Origin of the sequence: Mycobacterium ahvazicum, from assembly GCF_900176255.2 — a bacterium.
Taxonomy (GTDB): domain Bacteria; phylum Actinomycetota; class Actinomycetes; order Mycobacteriales; family Mycobacteriaceae; genus Mycobacterium; species Mycobacterium ahvazicum.
This window is the reverse complement of the sequence record NZ_FXEG02000002.1, coordinates 1,432,971-1,448,907: the sequence shown is the minus strand read 5'-3', so window position 1 is coordinate 1,448,907 and position 15,937 is coordinate 1,432,971. Positions and strand designations below refer to the sequence as shown.

Here is a 15,937-nt window from a genome sequence, read left to right as displayed (position 1 = left end):
ACTCCTCCTCAGAACGTGCCGTTCTGCATCGTCGCCGGGCGCCGCCTGATCGCCCGACTCCTCCTCAGAACGTGCCGTTCTGCATCGTCGCCGGGCGCCGCCTGATTGCCCGACTCCTCCTCAGAACGTGCCGTTCTGCATCGTCGCCGGGCGCAACACCACCACCGACTTGGTTCGCGAACCCTCGTCGCGCAGCAGCGCGATCACCCGGCCATCGTCGTCGCTGGCGGCATAGACGCCGTCGATTCCGGTCGGCGACAACGGCCGGCCGTGCCTGGTCGCCTCGACCTCCTCGGGCGTCAAGACGCGGCGCGGGAACACCAGCAGGCACGCCTCGTCCAACGTCCAGCTCAGCCGCGGCCGCTGCGCGAGTTCGTCGAGGGTAAGGGCCTGGTCAAGCTCGAAGCGCCCGACCCGGCTGCGCCGCAACGCCGTCAGGTGCCCACCCACCCCGAGCGCGGCGCCGACGTCGCGCGCCAGCGCGCGGACGTAGGTCCCCGACGAGCAGTCGACGTCGACGTCGAGATCGATCACGTCGCCGCAGTGCCGCGTCGCCGACACCTCGAACCGGTCGATGCGCACCGGGCGCGCCTTGAGCTCGACGGTCTCGCCCTCGCGGACCCGTTGGTATGCGCGCTTGCCGTCGACCTTGATCGCGCTGACCGCCGACGGCACCTGCTCGATGTCGCCACGCAGCCCGGCGATCGCTTCGGCGATGGCCTGGTCCGTCACATGTGCGGCCGAAATGGTTTGCAGCAGTTCACCTTCGGCGTCCTCGGTGGTGGTGGTCTGACCGAGGCGGATGGTTGCGGCATACGACTTCTCCGATGCCGTGAGCAGGCCGAGGATCTTGGTGGCGCGGTCGACTCCGATTACCAGCACACCGGTGGCCATCGGGTCCAGCGTCCCCGCGTGGCCCACCCGCCGGGTGGAAAACATTCGCCGGCAGCGCCCCACCACGTCGTGACTGGTCATTCCGGCGGGCTTGTCGACGACGACCAATCCCGGACCGGTGGGGCTTACGCTCATAACACGATCGCGGTCAGCACGAGTTCTCGCTCGACCGACCAGCGGCCCCGCAGCGCCGTCAGCGGCGGACCCGACAGCGCCTCGGGATCGATCAGGATCCGGGAGACGAACGTACCGGATGCCGGACCGTCGGCCTCGAAGCTGATGTGGGCGTCTTCGAAACCCAGCCATCGCTTGGTCAGCGGGAACCACGCTTTGTACGTTGCTTCCTTGGCGCAGAACAGGATTCGATCCCAATGCAGACCATCCGGCATCGCCTGCGGAATTTCGGTGCGCTCGTCGGCCAGGCTGATCGCGTCCAGCACGCCGCCCGGCAACACGTCGTGCGGCTCGGCGTCGATACCCACCGAACGCACCGCGGCACTGCGCCCCACCACCGCACCGCGATACCCCGCGCAGTGCGTGAGGCTGCCGACCACGCCCTCGGGCCAGCAGGGTTCGCCCTTGTCGCCCTTGAGGATCGGCACCGGCGGCAGGCCCAGCTCGCCCAGCGCAATCCGCGCGCAGTACCGAACGGTGACGAACTCGTTGCGCCGCTTGGCCACCGACTTGGCGATCAGCGGCTCCTCCTCGGGCAGCGGGGTCAGGCCAGGCGGGTCGGAGTACACCTCCGAGTACGCCATCGCATCCGCGATCTCGACGGTCGCCGGCAACACCGACGACACCAACGTTTCTGCGCTCATCGTGACTGTCGCTGCCGCAACTTTTCCCGGAACTGTTCGGACTGCGCCTTCATCTCGGGGGTGATCACGAAGTGACCGCCGAAGTCGTTGAGGTAGCCGGGCGCGTATTTCGGATCGGGAAGGATCTGGCGCAGCCAGCTGTACGGCTTGCGGCGCCGCCACTCTCGCGGGTAGCCCACCGAGACCTCCTCGAAGCGCACGTCGTCGTACCACGTGGTCCGGGGGATGTGCAGGTGCCCGTAGACCGAGCAGACGGCGTTGTAACGGGTGTGCCAGTCGGCGGTCTTGGTGGTCCCGCACCACAGCGAGAACTCCGGATAGAACAACGCGTCGCAGGGGTCGCGCACCAACGGGAAGTGGTTCACCAGAACGGTCGGTGTCATCCAGTCGAGTTGCTCCAGGCGGGCCCGGGTGATGTCCACCCGCTCACGACACCAGGCGTCGCGGGTGGGGTATGGCTCCGAGGAGAGCAGGAATTCATCGGTGGCCACCACATTGTTCTCCCGCGCGATTTCCAACCCCTGGGCTTTGCTCAGCGCCCCCTCTGGCAAGAAGGTGTAGTCGTAGAGCAAGAACATCGGCACGATCGTCGCCGGGCCGCCGCGCTCGGTCCACACCGGGTAGGGATGTTCCGGCGTGATCACGCCCATCTCGTCGCACATGTTGACCAGGTAGTCGTAGCGAGCCTTGCCGAAGACCTGGTTGGGGTCGCGATTGGTGGTCCACAGCTCGTGGTTGCCGGGCACCCAGATCACTTTGGCGAACCGGCGTCGCAGCAGGTCAAGGGCCCATCGGATCTCGTCGGTGCGCTCGGCCACGTCACCTGCGACGATCAGCCAGTCATCCGGCGACGACGGATGCAGCGACTCGGTGACCGGCTTATTGCCCATGTGGCCGGTGTGCAGGTCGGAGACCGCCCACAGTGTCGGTTGGGGGGTCGGCTGTCCCCCATTGGCCGAGTCCTGCCCCGATTCATTCCCTACCACGACTAACCAGCCTAACGACCCGGTGCGGCGACCCTTTCCCGCTGCGGCTTTGGACCCAAGTCCGCCGCCTTTGCCACCTGCCAATTAGAACAAGTTCAGGTTTGGCTGTGACCTCGCGCACGTGACTTGTAAACTCCCCGCAAAAGGGACGGCCGAGGGCTAGGGGGTGTCATGTTTACCAAGGTGCGCCTGATCGGGGCGCTCGGTGCGGTGATGACAGCGGTCGTGCTGGGCTGGCACAGCGCGCCGCCCGCACCAACCGGCGGCGGCAACGCCGTCGATCTGCGGTCGACGGCGCTGCCGTTGGGAACCACGATGAAGAGCCCGATCATCGCCACCACCGACCCGAGCCCGTTCGATCCCTGCCGGGACATCCCGTTCGACGCGCTGCAGCGGCTCGGGCTGGCGTTCACCCCGCCCGAGCCCCAGGACGGCCTGCGCTGCCAGTTCGATGCCGGCAACTATCAGCTCGCCGTCGAGCCCATCATCTGGCGCACCTATGAGCAGTCCCTGCCCCCCGACGCCCTCGAGACCACGATCCAGGGACACCGCGCCGCGACGTACTGGGTGCTGAAGCCGACCTACCACAACAGCTACTGGTTCTTCTCCTGCATGGTGGCGTTCAAGACCAGCTACGGCGTGCTGCAGCAGGCGCTGTTCTACTCGACGGTCTACTCCAACCCCGAGGTCGACTGCCCGTCGACCAACCTGGCGCGGGCCAACGACCTGACGCCGTACTACAAGTTCTAGCCGCGCCGTGCCGATCCGCGCCGCTGAGCACGATGTTTTGTGGCCGAAATGAATTCGCGTCGGCGTCAATAACCACCGCCGGTCGGCCTTAACCTGATGAGCGTGAGCATGACATCGACGCGACCCGCCGAACCGGCGCTGCACGGCCTGACCGAGGCCGGCGTCAACGCCGCGGGCCGGCTGCTGGGTCTGCGGCCGGCCACCACCGGTTACCGCGTGAACCGAGTCGAAGTCCCGATGCGCGACGGAGTGCGGCTGGTCGCCGATCACTACGCACCGGACACGTCCAGCCCGGTCGGCACCGTGCTGGTGCGCGGGCCCTACGGGCGCGGATTTCCGTTCTCTCTGTTGTTCGCCCGGCCGTACGCCGCGCGGGGCTACCACGTCGTGCTGCAAAGTGTGCGCGGGACGTTCGGTTCCGCCGGCGCATTCGAGCCGATGGTCAACGAGGCCACCGACGGCGCCGACACGGTCGCCTGGTTGGTCGAGCAGCCCTGGTTCACCGGCAGCTTCGCCACGATGGGACCGTCCTATCTGGGCTTCACCCAATGGGCGATATTGCAGGAGCCGCCGCCCCAGCTGGTCGCGGCGGTGATCACCGCTGGCCCGCACGATTTCGCGGACTCCGTGTATGGCACCGGGTCGTTCGCGGTCAGTGACTTTCTGGGCTGGAGCGATCTCGTCGCCCACCAGGAAGACCCGATTCGCCTCCTGTCGGGCATCCGGCAAATGCGAGCGCCGCGACGGATCGCGAAGGCGGTCGCCGGGGCGCCGTTCGGCACGTCGGCCCGCCGGATGCTGGGAGCCGGGGCGCCGTGGTTCGAGTCATGGGTGGAAAACGCCGACCCGGATCACCCGTTCTGGCAACGACTGCGGTTCGGCTCGTCCCTGGATCGCGTGCAGGTGCCAGTGCTGTTGCTCGGCGGCTGGCAGGACGTCTTCGTGCGGCAAACGGTGCAGCAATACGGCCACCTGCGCCGCCGCGGCGTCGATGTCGCGATGACGATCGGCCCCTGGACACACACCGAGCTGCTCACCAAGGGGCTGCGCACCAGTCTGCGCGAGACGCTGGACTGGCTGGACACCCATCTGGCGGGCACCGCGTCGCTCGGCCGCCCCGGCAGGGTTCGCGTCTGTGTCACCGGCCAGGGCTGGCGCAACCTGCCGGACTGGCCGCCCGCCACGTCGCAGCGCGCGCTATACCTGCGGCCCGGCCGCTACCTGGACGAGACGTCGCCCACCGACCTGCCGAAGCTGCCGCCGGCGACCTTCCGCTACGACCCCGCCAACCCGACGCCGACCATCGGTGGAGGGCTGCTGTCCCCGATCGGCGGCTACCGCGACGACAGTAGCCTCGCGTTGCGCGACGACGTGCTGACCTTCAACAGCGCGACCCTGCTGCGCGATCTGTGCGTATACGGAAACCCGGTCGTCGAGCTGGCGCACCGCTCGAACAATCCGAACGCCGACCTGTTCGTCCGGGTCAGCGAAGTAGACGCCAAGGGCCGGTCGCGCAACGTCAGCGACGGCTACCGCCGGCTGTCCGCGGCGACGAAGACCGTCACGATCGAACTCGACCCGATCGCGCACCGCTTCCGCGCCGGCTCACGGATCCGGCTGCTCATCACCGGCAGCTGGTCGCCGCGCTACGCGCGCAACCCGGGCACGGGCGAGCCGACGCTGACGGCGCGGCATCTGAAACCGGCTACCCGCAGCATCGCTTATGGGCGCTCCCGGCTGCTGCTTCCGATCGGCCCGCTCGACCTGTCAGCCAATGGCGTCGCGAACCCGGGCGGCGACGGCGCTTAGCACCGTTTCGTCGTGAACGGGGTCGTGCATCGGCGCGGCAGCGCTGCCCCGCACGGGCAGCTGCACCCAGCTGATGCAGCCGCCGTACTCGGGAGTGCGGGGCAGGCGTATCGGCTCGACGAGCGGGCTCACCGACACCACCAGCGCGGCGAGTTTGTGCTTGGGCCGGAAATCAAGCCGGTCGGCGCGCACCGACTCGGCGGTCCAAATGTGCATATCCTCGATCTCCGGCAGCCGCTCTGGCCGGTTAACCTGAAGTGCCGCAACTACTTTCGCCGCCGCACGGATCACCAGATGATCCTCGGTGCTGTCGTCGGCCGCGGCGGCCAGCAGGTCGCGGTGCTCGGGCCGGACCCGCTCGGCGTGGCTGTGCGCAACCGTCGGGAACAGCAAGAACTCACCGGACGCGACTTCGAACCGCTTCTCTGCGATGCCACCCTTGCGCAACAGCACATACTGGCGGCCGAGCAGCAATGCGTGCACGGCCGCGCTCCACTCCTTGAGCGCGGTCGCCGTTGCGGTGAGCGTCATTTCGTTGCGGCGAGACGGGCGACGACCTCGGGTCGGCGCAACGGGGGCACCGTCTTGGGCGGTTGGCGCCGCGGCGGCAGCGACTCCAGCAAGCGCGTCGTCGTCTGCGTGACCTCGGCGACCGCGGCCTCGAAAGCCTCGACGTTGGCCGCCGACGGGCGGGTGATGCCGCTGACCTTGCGCACATACTGGCGCGCCGCCGCGGCGATCTCCTCAGCCGTGGCCGACGGCTGCAAACCGCGCAGTTCGGTGATGTTCCGGCACATGTCTCAACGATAGGCGCAGCGAGTGACCCTCTACGGTGAAGCCATGACCGACGACATCCTGCTGATCTCCACCGACGAGCGGGTGCGCACCCTGACGCTGAATCGGCCGCAATCCCGCAATGCGCTGTCCTCGGCGCTGCGGGATCGGTTCTTCGGGGCGCTGACCGACGCCGAAGCCGATGACGACGTCGACGTCGTCATCCTCACCGGGACCGATCCGGTGTTCTGCGCCGGGCTGGATCTCAAGGAACTGGGCGATTCGACGGCGCTACCCGACATCTCGCCGCGGTGGCCATCGATGACCAAGCCGGTGATCGGCGCGATCAACGGCGCCGCGGTGACCGGCGGGCTGGAGCTGGTCCTGTACTGCGACATCGTGATCGCCTCCGAGCAGGCCCGCTTCGCCGACACCCACGCCCGGGTGGGCCTGCTGCCCACCTGGGGACTGTCCGTGCGACTGCCCCAGAAGGTGGGGGTGAATCTGGCCCGGCGGATGAGCATGACCGGCGACTACCTGTCGGCCGCCGACGCGCTGCGGGCCGGGCTGGCCACCGAGGTGGTGGCGCACGACCAGCTGCTGGCCACCGCGCGTCAGGTCGCCGCCTCGATCGTCGGCAACAACCAGGACGCGGTACGCGCATTGCTGGCCTCCTACCACCGCATCGACGAATCGCAGACCAGCGAGGGCCTGTGGCTGGAGGCCACGGCGGCCAGGGCGTTTCGGACCACCGGCGACGACATCGCCGCCAATCGCGAAGCCGTGCTGCAACGCGGGCGGGCGCAGGTGCGCTAGCGGCGCCGCTCAGCCGTGCGCTCGACCGCCGACATCGTCGCGACCGTCCTGCTGTTTGCCGGACAGCTGGCGGCGAGCAGTTCGATAGTGGTTGTCCCGGGGCTGCTGGGGTCGACGATGGCCGATTGCGGCGGTCGCTGCGATAGCGCCGAGCTGTCCCACGTCGTCCCCAGCACCTGGACCGGGGCGCTGATCATGGTGGCCGGGGTGGGTGTCGCGCTGCTGGTGGCGGCCTGCGGAACACTCGTTTCCGGTTTGCGCGGAACCTGGATGTGGAAGTGGCCCGCATTCGGGCTGACCATTGTCATGGTGTGCTTTCTGATCAACATGGGGCTGTGGGTGAATGCCTTACCCACGGCGAGATAAATGACCGGTGATCGCCACGGGTGTCAATTGCCAATACGATCCCAAGATGCGCAATGTCGTCGACCTCACAATGCGGGCTCTTTGCGTCCTGACGCTGGTCATCGCATCGCTGATCGCATCCGGGCAGCACGCGACCGCACAGCCGCCACCTCGTTTTCCCAATCTGGACGGATTCACCCCGGTGCCGGCGGACGGTTATGTTTCGACGGCGCTGCCGGGCAACGCGCCGCGAATCAGTTTCTCGACGCCGAATTCGGTGGTGTGCGACTTTTATGGCGGACCGGCGCCCGCGCCGCAGCAGTCACAAGATATTCGGTGCAATGGCGAAGTGCCCGGAATAGACGACATCACGTTTCCCGGCGGCGGCCATCCGAGGCCGGGTGACTGTGTGGAGGGGGCGGTGAATTTCAAGGGACCCGGCTACGAGTTGAGCCGGATGACTTACGGCGGATGCGGCGGCGGCCCGGCCGCCTTGCCCTTTGCCGGTAAGCCGCTGGCCGCGGGGCAGAAATTGTCCTATCTCAACGTCACCTGCGCGGTGAGTGCCGACAACGTCATCGCCTGTCTGGACACCACCAACGGGGATCACGGGTTCGTGCTGCAGTCGGTCGGAAGCTGGGCGTTCTAGACCGGCCTAGTCAAGCGCCGTGCGCAGCGAGGCCACCACTTCGGCGATCGACCCGGTGGTCGAATATCCGGCGGCCAACCGGTGGCCGCCGCCACCGAACACCGATGCCACCGCGGCCAGGTCGACGTCGGCCTTGGCCCGCATCGACACCGACCACTGTTGCGGGTCAACCTCTTTGAACACCGCGGCGACCTCGGCCTGCTGCGTGGTGCGCACGATGTCGACGATGCTCTCGACTTCCTCCGGACGTGAGGTGGTCCAGTCCTCGTTGCCGACGACCGCATACACCAGCCCACGCCCCTGCACCGCGTCCGGCACCAGTTGCGCCGAGCCGAGCACCCGCGACAGCAGCGGCAGCCACACGAACGGGTGCGTGTCCATCAGGGTGCGGCTGATCTCGGCGTTGTCCACACCGAGCTCGACCAGCCGGGCGGCCAGCCGGAACGCGCGGGCACTGGCCCAGCGGAACGAGCCGGTGTCGGTGGTCAGCCCGGCGTAGATGCAGTGCGCGACGTCGCGGTCGATCGGCTTGTCCCAGGCGTCGAGCAGTTCGGCCACCAACAGCGTCGTCGAATCCGCGGACGGGTCAACGTAATTCGCGGTACCGAACATTTCGTTGGAGGCGTGGTGATCGATCACCAGCAGCGGCTGGTCGCGGCCGAACGCGTCGCCGAGCGCGCCCAGCCTCTTGCGGCTCGGAACATCCACCGTCACAACCAAATCGACGTCTCGGCGCATCGCGTCGGGGCTCACCAGCAGCTGGCACCCGGGCAGCGAACGCAGCGACTCCGGCAGCGTGGCCGGCGCGGCGAAGCTGACCTCGACGTCTTTGCCGGCCCGGTCGAGCACCGTGGCGAGCGCCAAGCCCGCGCCGATGGTGTCGGCGTCGGGATGGACGTGGCAGATCACCCCGATTGTCGTTGCGGCCGAAAGCAACTCGGCGGCACCGACCGCGTCCAGGCGCGCCCCCGCGCCCGGGGGGCGCGCCAGCTCAGTCTTCGGGTCGATAGTCGTCACCGCGGTCCTCAGCGTCCGCTGCTCCCGTCGCCGCCCCGATCTCGCGGTAGGGATCGGCCTCCCCCGCCGGTTTGGCCCCCACCCGAACCCGCGCCACGTCGGCGTCGGCCGCACGGGCACGCGCAAGCAGCTCGTCCATTCGCGCCACGGTGTCCGTCGTCGTGTCCCGGGTGAACGTCAGCGTGGGAGTGAACCGCACACCGGTGCCCGCACCGACCATGGTGCGCAACGTGCCCTTGGCCCGGTCCAGCGCGGCAGCCGCGCCCTCGTAGTCGGGCTCGTCGTCCAGCGTCGGTCCCATCACGGTGTAGAACACCGTCGCGTCGTGCAGGTCGGCGGTGACCTTCGTGTCAACGACGGTCACCCCGTCCAGTCGCGGATCCTTGATCTCGGATTCGATCGCCGAGGCGACGATGGTGTTGATCCTCTTGGCCAGCCGGCGCGCCCGTGCAGGGTCTGCCATCAGGCGCGCTCTTTCTCGACGAGCTCGAAGGACTCGATGATGTCGCCTTCCTTGATGTCGGAATAGGTCAGCGTCATACCGCATTCGAAGCCGTCGCGAACCTCGGTGACGTCGTCCTTCTCGCGGCGCAGCGAGGAGATCGTCAAGTTGTCGGCGACCACGATGTTGTCGCGCAACAACCGGGCCTTGGCGTTGCGCCGCACGACGCCGGAGGTGATCAGGCAGCCGGCGATGACACCGACCTTGGAGGACCGGAAGATCGCGCGGATCTCGGCGCGGCCCAGCTGGTTCTCCTCGTAGATCGGCTTGAGCATGCCGCGCAGGGCCTTCTCGATCTCATCGATGGCCTGGTAGATCACCGAGTAGTAGCGGATGTCCACGCCCTCACGGTTGGCCAGCTCGGTCGCCTTGCCCTCGGCACGCACATTGAAGCCGATGATCACCGCGTCCGAGGCCGACGCCAGGTTGACGTTGGTCTCGGTGATGCCACCGACGCCGCGGTCGATGACGCGCAACTCCACCTCGTCGTCGATCTCGATTCCCATCAGGGCCTCTTCGAGCGCCTCGACGGTACCGGCGTTGTCGCCCTTGAGGATCAGGTTCAGCTGGCTGGTTTCCTTCAGCGCCGAGTCCAGGTCCTCCAGGCTGATCCGCTTGCGCGAACGTGCCGCCAGGGCGTTGCGCTTGCGGGCGCTGCGCCGGTCGGCGATCTGGCGGGCGATGCGGTCCTCGTCGACGACCAGCAGGTTGTCCCCCGCGCCGGGCACCGACGTGAAACCGATGACCTGCACCGGCCGCGACGGCAGCGCCTCGTGGACGTCCTCGCCGTGCTCGTCGACCATCCGACGAACCCGGCCGTAGGCGTCGCCGGCGACGATCGAGTCACCGACCCGCAGCGTGCCGCGCTGGATCAGCACGGTGGCCACCGGTCCGCGACCGCGGTCCAGGTGCGCCTCGATCGCCACACCCTGGGCTTCCATGTCGGGGTTGGCGCGCAGGTCCAGGGCCGCATCGGCGGTCAGCAGCACCGCCTCTTCCAGCGCCTCGATGTTGGTGCCCTGCTTGGCCGAGATGTCGACGAACATCGTGTCGCCACCGAAATCCTCTGCCACCAAACCATATTCGGTGAGCTGACCGCGGATCTTGGCCGGGTCGGCGCCTTCCTTGTCAATCTTGTTGACCGCCACCACGATCGGCACGTCGGCCGCCTGCGCGTGGTTGATCGCCTCCACCGTCTGCGGCATCACTCCGTCGTCGGCGGCAACCACCAGGATCGCGATGTCGGTGGCCTTGGCACCACGGGCACGCATGGCGGTGAACGCCTCGTGACCCGGGGTGTCGATGAAGGTGATCAGCCGCTCGGTGCCCTCGAAGTCGACCCCGACCTGGTAGGCACCGATGTGCTGGGTGATGCCACCGGCCTCGCCCTCGCGGACGCTGGCGTTTCGAATGGTGTCCAGCAGTCGGGTTTTACCGTGGTCGACGTGACCCATGACGGTCACCACCGGCGGACGGGTCTGCAGATCGTCCTCGCCGCCCTCGTCCTCGCCGTAGGTGAGGTCGAACGACTCCAGCAGCTCACGGTCTTCGTCCTCCGGGCTGACGACCTGGACGACGTAGTTCATCTCGCTGCCCAGCAGCTCGAGCGTCTCGTCACCGACCGACTGGGTCGCGGTCACCATCTCGCCGAGGTTGAACAGCGCCTGCACCAGCGAGGCCGGGTTGGCGTTGATCTTGTCGGCGAAGTCGGAGAGCGACGCGCCACGGGCCAGCCGGATGGTCTCGCCGTTGCCGTGCGGCAACCGCACCCCACCGACGACCGGGGCCTGCATGTTCTCGTACTCGGCGCGTTTCGCCCGCTTCGACTTGCGACCGCGCCGCGGCGCACCACCCGGACGGCCGAACGCACCGGCCGCGCCGCCGCGCTGGCCGGGACGGCCACCACCGGGACCGCCGCCGCCGGGACGGCCCTGGAAACCGCCGCCGCCACCGGGCGCGGCACCGACGCCGCCTCCGCCGCCGCGGTAATTACCACCGCCGCCACCGCCGGGACCACCGGGACGGCCGCCGCCACCGCCGGGACGCGGACCACCGCCACCACCGGGACGCCCCGATCGCTGGAAGCCGCCGCCGCTGCTACCGCCGGGACGCGGCGGCATGCTCCCGGGCGAAGCGCCGCCGCCGGGGCGGGGTGCGCCGGGACGGGGTGCGCCCGGGCGCGGCGCCTGCGGACGCGGAATGGGCCGGTCGACGGGCTGCGCCGACGAGAACGGGTTGTTGCCGACACGCGGGGTACGGGCCGCCGGCTTCGGGATCGGGCCGGGCCGCGGGCCGGGGGTCGCACCGGGCGACGGCGGCTGCTGGCTGGGCGCCTGGCCACCGGGCGACGGCGGTTTCGGCTGCCCGGGGGACGGTGCCGAGGGACGCGCGGGTGACGGCGCGGGCCGTCGGGGCGCGGGCGTCGGCGCCGGGGCGGCATCGGCGCGCGCAGCGGGCGGAGCCGCCGGGGCGGGCTTGGCCGCAGGGGCAGCCGGTGGGTCAGCGGGCTTCGCCGGAGCGGCGGCCGCCTCACCGTTGCCGGAGGGCTTCTGAATCGCCCTGTCCAGTGCCTTGTCCAGCGAGCGGTCCGGGCTCTTCGGGGCGCTCTTGGCGCCGGCCGACGCGGGCTTGCCGCCGCCGAACGACTCCCGCAGCCGACGAGCAACCGGCGCTTCTACGGTCGACGACGCGGATTTGACGAATTCGCCCTGTTCATTCAGCCGGGCGAGAACTTGCTTGCTGGTGACACCGAGTTCCTTGGCCAACTCGTGTACGCGGGCCTTACCTGCCACTACATCTCCTGTCTATGAGGCGACAGCAGCGGGCCGCGCCTCGGGTTTAGCTATGACGCATGGTCATCGGGACTTCACGGTGTGCTCATGTTCTTCGCTACCTGTTCTGTTGCCGGGTGAGTCGAGCACCTCTAAGTACTCGACCAACGCGGATGTGTCCGGTGGACGTTCGATGCGCAGCGCCTTGGTGAAAGCCCGCCGCCGGATCGCTTCGTCTGCGCACCGCGGTGCGGGATGCAGCCACGCACCCCGTCCCGGCAGGCGAGTCGCCGTGTCAACGATTACGGCGTATTCGCCGTTCCCGTTGGACACCGCCACCACTCGGAGCAATTGGACGGCCAACTCTCGCTTCCGGCACCCGACACACATTCGCACGGGTCCGCCCGTGTGTGTGCGCGCCGAGGCCGAAGGCTCGCGCTGGATCACGGCTCAGTCTAGCGTCACGGAAGCGATGGTCAGAACCACCCGCAACCGCACCGTAACCTGCGCGCCCGATCGCCCACGCAACTGCCGAGTTTGATCGGCGTTGAACTAGAAGGGCGGCGGTTCGCCGGGGTCGGGGCGAGGGGCGGCACGGGCTTTCATGCGGGCCTGGTGGTGTTGTCGGCGTTCGGCACCGATGCGCAGGGCGCGTTCGTCGGCACGGGTGCGGCGACGTCGGGGCATCATCGCGGTACGCCCCGAACAGGGGTCGGCGGGCGCGAGGTCGGCCTCGGACGCAGCGATGCCGCCCACGGCGCGGCACACGCTGGGGAACAACAGGGCGCTGCCGGGGGTGGTGACGTAGGTCTGCCCGGACGGTGACGTCAGGATCAGCGTGCCGTCGGGTAACTGTTGGTCGGTCCAGCCCAGAACGTTTTCACCAGGTGATGGGTCCGGCAGTAGCACTTCAGATTGGCGGCATGCGTCTTACCGCCGTCGGCGAAGGGGACGGTGTGGTCGAGATCGCAGCGCATCGCGGGGTGATCGCAGCCCGGCCAGCGACACGTCAGGTCGCGGGCCCGCACGAATGCGGCCAGCGCCGCGGACGGCACATAGCCGGGTTCCGGCGGGGCATCTCCGGGATGTAGCAGCGGTACCAGCTTGGCGGTTTGGGCGAGTTCGATGAGCAGCTCGGGATCGATCAACCCGTCGGCGTCGAGTTCAGACGCGGGCGCGGTGCCGGTGCCGTCGACGGCGCCCTGTTCGGCGATCACATGGATGGTCCCCGGCGAGGCGGGTTGGCGGGCCCCCGCGGCGCAATCCGCCCGCCGGCAACGACACCCGAGGCGGTCGGCGCCGGCAGCCAGTGCACCCAGCGCGTCGGCCCGGCGCTGAGTGGTGGTGCGCGGATCGTGCCGGCACACGGTGCCCGCCAGCGCGGTCAGCCGGGCGTCCAGGGCGTGAGCATCCGGGGACAACAGGGTGCCCTGGATCTGGGCGATGCCGTCGATGTCCCCGCCGATCCACACCTCACGATCGCTGCGCATCTCTTTGCGCCGGCGCACCGCGTCGATATCGACCCTCGCCACGATCGCGTCGACCTTGGCCGCTAGCCGTCCCCGCGTCATCGACGGCCAGCGCGTCACATTCGCGGCGATCCGCCCATCCACGACGGCCAGGATGTCGGGGTCCTGGATCAGATCGGTGCGGGACACGATGGTGCGGAAGGCCTCGACGTCGATGTCGCCGAGCGCGAACACCTGCCCCACCTTCGGCAGGCGTTCGCGCAGTGCACGGGCGTCCTCGACGCGGCCCCGCGCCCGAGGCTGACTGATCCTCAACGCCGCGGCAACCTCCGCGGCCACTGCGTCCACCGCGTCGACCACCCACTCCTGGGCCTGCGCACAGCGCGAATACCGGTAGGCAAACAACTCCCCGATCGCCACCAACTGCGCGGCGACGGCCTGGTTCGCCAGCCGTGCAGCGGCGCAGATGCGGCCCGTCCATTCTGGCGACTCCGGCGTACCCGTCAATGCCTCGAGTTGTGCCCGGGCCTGAGCAGCCCAGTCGTCGAAGCGCGCCGCTGACGGTGTTTCGAACATACATTCGATTATGTCACGGGGGTCCGACACGATCGGTCGTCGGTGAAACGTGAACTAGTGATCGTGAGCCATCGGGGTGCTGGCGCCGTGTTCCGGCTGGCCCTCCGGCTGCCCGGCCGCGGGCGAATCGCCGCGGATGTCGATGCGCCACCCGGTGAGCCGGGCGGCCAGCCGCGCGTTCTGCCCTTCCTTGCCAATTGCCAGGGACAACTGGAAGTCGGGCACCACGACGCGGGCGGCACGGGCGGTCTGGTCGATCACCGACACCGACACCACCTTCGCCGGCGACAGCGCGTTGGCGACGAACCGGGCCGGGTCCTCGTCGTAGTCGATGATGTCGATCTTCTCGCCGGACAGCTCGCTCATCACGTTGCGAACCCGCTGCCCCATCGGACCGATGCAGGCGCCCTTGGCGTTCAGGCCGGGCACCCGGGACACGACCGCGATCTTGGAGCGGTGGCCCGCCTCGCGCGCCACGGCCACGATCTCCACCGAGCCGTCGGCGATCTCGGGAACCTCGAGCGAGAACAACTTGCGCACCAGATTGGGGTGGGTGCGCGACAACGTGATCACCGGCTCACGCGAACCCCGCGTCACGCCGACCACATAGCAACGCACCCGGTTGCCGTGCTCGTAGCTCTCACCGGGGACCTGTTCGGCCGCCGGGATGACGCCCTCGGAGGCCTTGGTTTCGCTGCCCATCCGCACCACGACCAGACCGCGGGCGTTCGCGCGGCTGTCACGCTGAATAACGCCGGCGACGATTTCGCCCTCGCGGGTGGAGAACTCGCCGTAGGTGCGCTCGTTCTCGGCGTCGCGGAAGCGCTGCAGCATCACCTGGCGCGCGGTGGTCGCCGCGATGCGCCCGAACCCTTCGGGGGTGTCGTCCCATTCGCTGATGACGTTGCCGTCCTCGTCGACCTCGCGGGCCATCACCTTCACCACGCCCGTCTTGCGGTCGATCTCGATCCGCGCGTCGTTCTGGTGGCCCTGGGTGTGCCGGTAGGCGGTCAGCAACGCCGACTTGATCGTCTCGAGCAGCTCGTTGACCGAGATCCCCCGGTCCACCTCGATCGCGTGCAACGCGGCCATGTCGATATTCATGCTCCGGCCTCCGTCCTGCCAGACTCACCCACACCCGCCAAATCCAATTCGGCTTGGGATGGCGACGAAAACTCAACCTGGACAACCGCTTTCGCGATCTCGGCGAGCGGGATCTCGCGCACCGCCCAGTCGCGGCCGTCGCGGATCACCAGTGCCACCGCGTCGGCACCGGTCTGTCCCACCCGGCCGGTCAATCGCGATCCGTTTGCCAGCGCCACCTCGACCTTGCGGCCCCGCGCGCGGCGGAAGTGTTTCTCGTTGGTGAGCGGACGCTCGACACCGGGCGAGGAGACCTCGAGCACGTAGCTGCCGCCGGTGCTGCCCAGCCCGTCCAGCAAAGCCGATGCCGACCGCGACAGGGTCGTGACGGTGTCCAAGTCCAGAGGGGTGTCGCCGTCGGCAATCACCGTGATGCGCGGCGGGCGCACCCGGGCATCGATGACCACGTCTTCGATCTCATAGCCGGCGCGCGCGAACTCTCCACCGAGTAGCTCGATCACCTGCGTCTGCGACGGTAGCCCGGTGGTCACGGCGAGCTCCTCATCTTGAGTTGTCCGGTCAACTGGCTTCCGGCGTCGGTGGAACCGCTTCAAGTTCCGCGAGAACCGGGTACCAACGATACGCCAGGAATCGCGTATGACGAGGTGATCGCGTAGG

16 protein-coding genes and 1 pseudogene are annotated in these 15,937 nt (G+C 68.6%); 5 read left to right on the top strand and 12 right to left on the bottom strand.

The window, feature by feature from the left end; all coding sequences use genetic code 11:
- Window positions 1-120 precede the first annotated feature (120 nt).
- The 3 genes from truB to MAAFP003_RS09055 are packed head-to-tail and all read right to left on the bottom strand — an operon-like array spanning window position 121 to window position 2,698.
- Window positions 121-1,029 (bottom strand): tRNA pseudouridine(55) synthase TruB, encoded by a 909-nt coding sequence (gene truB / locus MAAFP003_RS09065; RefSeq protein WP_096286240.1) that lies wholly within the window; start codon window positions 1,027-1,029, stop codon window positions 121-123.
- Entirely contained in the window at window positions 1,026-1,712 is a 687-nt protein-coding gene (pptT, locus tag MAAFP003_RS09060; protein ID WP_096286238.1) for a 4'-phosphopantetheinyl transferase PptT, read from the bottom strand. The genes truB and pptT overlap by 4 nt, the downstream gene beginning before the upstream one ends.
- Window positions 1,709-2,698, bottom strand: a complete 990-nt coding sequence (locus MAAFP003_RS09055) for a metallophosphoesterase family protein (RefSeq protein ID WP_096286236.1) — start codon at window positions 2,696-2,698, stop codon at window positions 1,709-1,711. The genes pptT and MAAFP003_RS09055 overlap by 4 nt, the downstream gene beginning before the upstream one ends.
- Before the next feature lie 171 nt (window positions 2,699-2,869).
- Here MAAFP003_RS09055 and MAAFP003_RS09050 point away from each other — a divergent pair, with 171 nt between their 5' ends.
- Entirely contained in the window at window positions 2,870-3,448 is a 579-nt protein-coding gene (locus tag MAAFP003_RS09050; protein ID WP_096286234.1) for a DUF3558 domain-containing protein, read from the top strand.
- Window positions 3,449-3,550: 102 nt separating this feature from the next.
- On the top strand, window positions 3,551-5,257 hold the full coding sequence (locus MAAFP003_RS09045) for a CocE/NonD family hydrolase (protein ID WP_165796335.1): 1,707 nt from the start codon (window positions 3,551-3,553) through the stop codon (window positions 5,255-5,257).
- Here MAAFP003_RS09045 and MAAFP003_RS09040 read toward each other — a convergent pair.
- Window positions 5,216-5,788, bottom strand: coding sequence for a DUF1802 family protein (locus MAAFP003_RS09040; RefSeq protein WP_096286230.1), 573 nt, complete (start codon window positions 5,786-5,788; stop codon window positions 5,216-5,218). The two genes, MAAFP003_RS09045 and MAAFP003_RS09040, sit on opposite strands and share 42 nt — an antisense overlap.
- Window positions 5,785-6,054: a DUF2277 domain-containing protein gene (locus MAAFP003_RS09035; protein ID WP_096286228.1), complete on the bottom strand. Its 270-nt coding sequence runs from the start codon at window positions 6,052-6,054 to the stop codon at window positions 5,785-5,787. Before MAAFP003_RS09035 ends, MAAFP003_RS09040 begins: the two co-directional genes overlap by 4 nt.
- 43 nt (window positions 6,055-6,097) lie before the next feature.
- On the opposite strand from MAAFP003_RS09035, the gene MAAFP003_RS09030 reads away from it, so the two are divergent.
- From MAAFP003_RS09030 to MAAFP003_RS09020, 3 genes are read left to right on the top strand one after another with little or no spacing between them, the layout of a single operon-like run.
- Window positions 6,098-6,847, top strand: a complete 750-nt coding sequence (locus MAAFP003_RS09030; RefSeq protein WP_096290996.1) for an enoyl-CoA hydratase — start codon at window positions 6,098-6,100, stop codon at window positions 6,845-6,847.
- Window positions 6,848-6,862: 15 nt separating this feature from the next.
- Window positions 6,863-7,213 carry a hypothetical protein gene (locus MAAFP003_RS09025; RefSeq protein ID WP_096286226.1) on the top strand — a complete coding sequence of 117 codons (351 nt, stop codon included), beginning with the start codon at window positions 6,863-6,865 and terminating at the stop codon, window positions 7,211-7,213.
- A 46-nt stretch (window positions 7,214-7,259) separates the two neighbouring features.
- Entirely contained in the window at window positions 7,260-7,841 is a 582-nt protein-coding gene (locus tag MAAFP003_RS09020; RefSeq protein ID WP_096290995.1) for a hypothetical protein, read from the top strand.
- A gap of 6 nt (window positions 7,842-7,847) precedes the next feature.
- Here MAAFP003_RS09020 and MAAFP003_RS09015 read toward each other — a convergent pair whose 3' ends face one another.
- The 7 genes and pseudogenes from MAAFP003_RS09015 to rimP form a co-directional block, all read right to left on the bottom strand.
- On the bottom strand, window positions 7,848-8,858 hold the full coding sequence (locus MAAFP003_RS09015; RefSeq protein WP_096286224.1) for a DHH family phosphoesterase: 1,011 nt from the start codon (window positions 8,856-8,858) through the stop codon (window positions 7,848-7,850).
- Window positions 8,833-9,321, bottom strand: coding sequence for a 30S ribosome-binding factor RbfA (rbfA, locus tag MAAFP003_RS09010; protein WP_096286222.1), 489 nt, complete (start codon window positions 9,319-9,321; stop codon window positions 8,833-8,835). Before rbfA ends, MAAFP003_RS09015 begins: the two co-directional genes overlap by 26 nt.
- Window positions 9,321-12,152: a translation initiation factor IF-2 gene (gene infB, locus MAAFP003_RS09005; RefSeq protein WP_096286220.1), complete on the bottom strand. Its 2,832-nt coding sequence runs from the start codon at window positions 12,150-12,152 to the stop codon at window positions 9,321-9,323. The genes rbfA and infB overlap by 1 nt, the downstream gene beginning before the upstream one ends.
- A 63-nt stretch (window positions 12,153-12,215) precedes the next feature.
- On the bottom strand, window positions 12,216-12,521 hold the full coding sequence (locus tag MAAFP003_RS09000) for a YlxR family protein (protein WP_341477084.1): 306 nt from the start codon (window positions 12,519-12,521) through the stop codon (window positions 12,216-12,218).
- A gap of 162 nt (window positions 12,522-12,683) precedes the next feature.
- Window positions 12,684-14,176 (bottom strand): annotated as a pseudogene (locus MAAFP003_RS08995) (HNH endonuclease signature motif containing protein).
- Between the two features lie 54 nt (window positions 14,177-14,230).
- Window positions 14,231-15,280: a transcription termination factor NusA gene (gene nusA, locus MAAFP003_RS08990; RefSeq protein ID WP_096286218.1), complete on the bottom strand. Its 1,050-nt coding sequence runs from the start codon at window positions 15,278-15,280 to the stop codon at window positions 14,231-14,233.
- Complete coding sequence (gene rimP / locus MAAFP003_RS08985) at window positions 15,277-15,810, bottom strand: ribosome maturation factor RimP (protein ID WP_096286216.1); 534 nt, start codon at window positions 15,808-15,810, stop codon at window positions 15,277-15,279. The genes nusA and rimP overlap by 4 nt, the downstream gene beginning before the upstream one ends.
- Window positions 15,811-15,937 lie beyond the last annotated feature (127 nt).

Coding starts and splice junctions, on each gene's coding strand:
- MAAFP003_RS09030 (WP_096290996.1), top strand. CDS start 6,098: ATGACCGACGACATCCTGCTGATCTCCACCGACGAGCGGGTGCGCACC.
- MAAFP003_RS09040 (WP_096286230.1), bottom strand. CDS start 5,788: ATGACGCTCACCGCAACGGCGACCGCGCTCAAGGAGTGGAGCGCGGCC.
- MAAFP003_RS09035 (WP_096286228.1), bottom strand. CDS start 6,054: ATGTGCCGGAACATCACCGAACTGCGCGGTTTGCAGCCGTCGGCCACG.
- pptT (WP_096286238.1), bottom strand. CDS start 1,712: ATGAGCGCAGAAACGTTGGTGTCGTCGGTGTTGCCGGCGACCGTCGAG.
- MAAFP003_RS09000 (WP_341477084.1), bottom strand. CDS start 12,521: ATGTGTGTCGGGTGCCGGAAGCGAGAGTTGGCCGTCCAATTGCTCCGA.
- nusA (WP_096286218.1), bottom strand. CDS start 15,280: ATGAATATCGACATGGCCGCGTTGCACGCGATCGAGGTGGACCGGGGG.
- MAAFP003_RS09050 (WP_096286234.1), top strand. CDS start 2,870: ATGTTTACCAAGGTGCGCCTGATCGGGGCGCTCGGTGCGGTGATGACA.
- rbfA (WP_096286222.1), bottom strand. CDS start 9,321: ATGGCAGACCCTGCACGGGCGCGCCGGCTGGCCAAGAGGATCAACACC.
- MAAFP003_RS09020 (WP_096290995.1), top strand. CDS start 7,260: ATGCGCAATGTCGTCGACCTCACAATGCGGGCTCTTTGCGTCCTGACG.
- truB (WP_096286240.1), bottom strand. CDS start 1,029: ATGAGCGTAAGCCCCACCGGTCCGGGATTGGTCGTCGTCGACAAGCCC.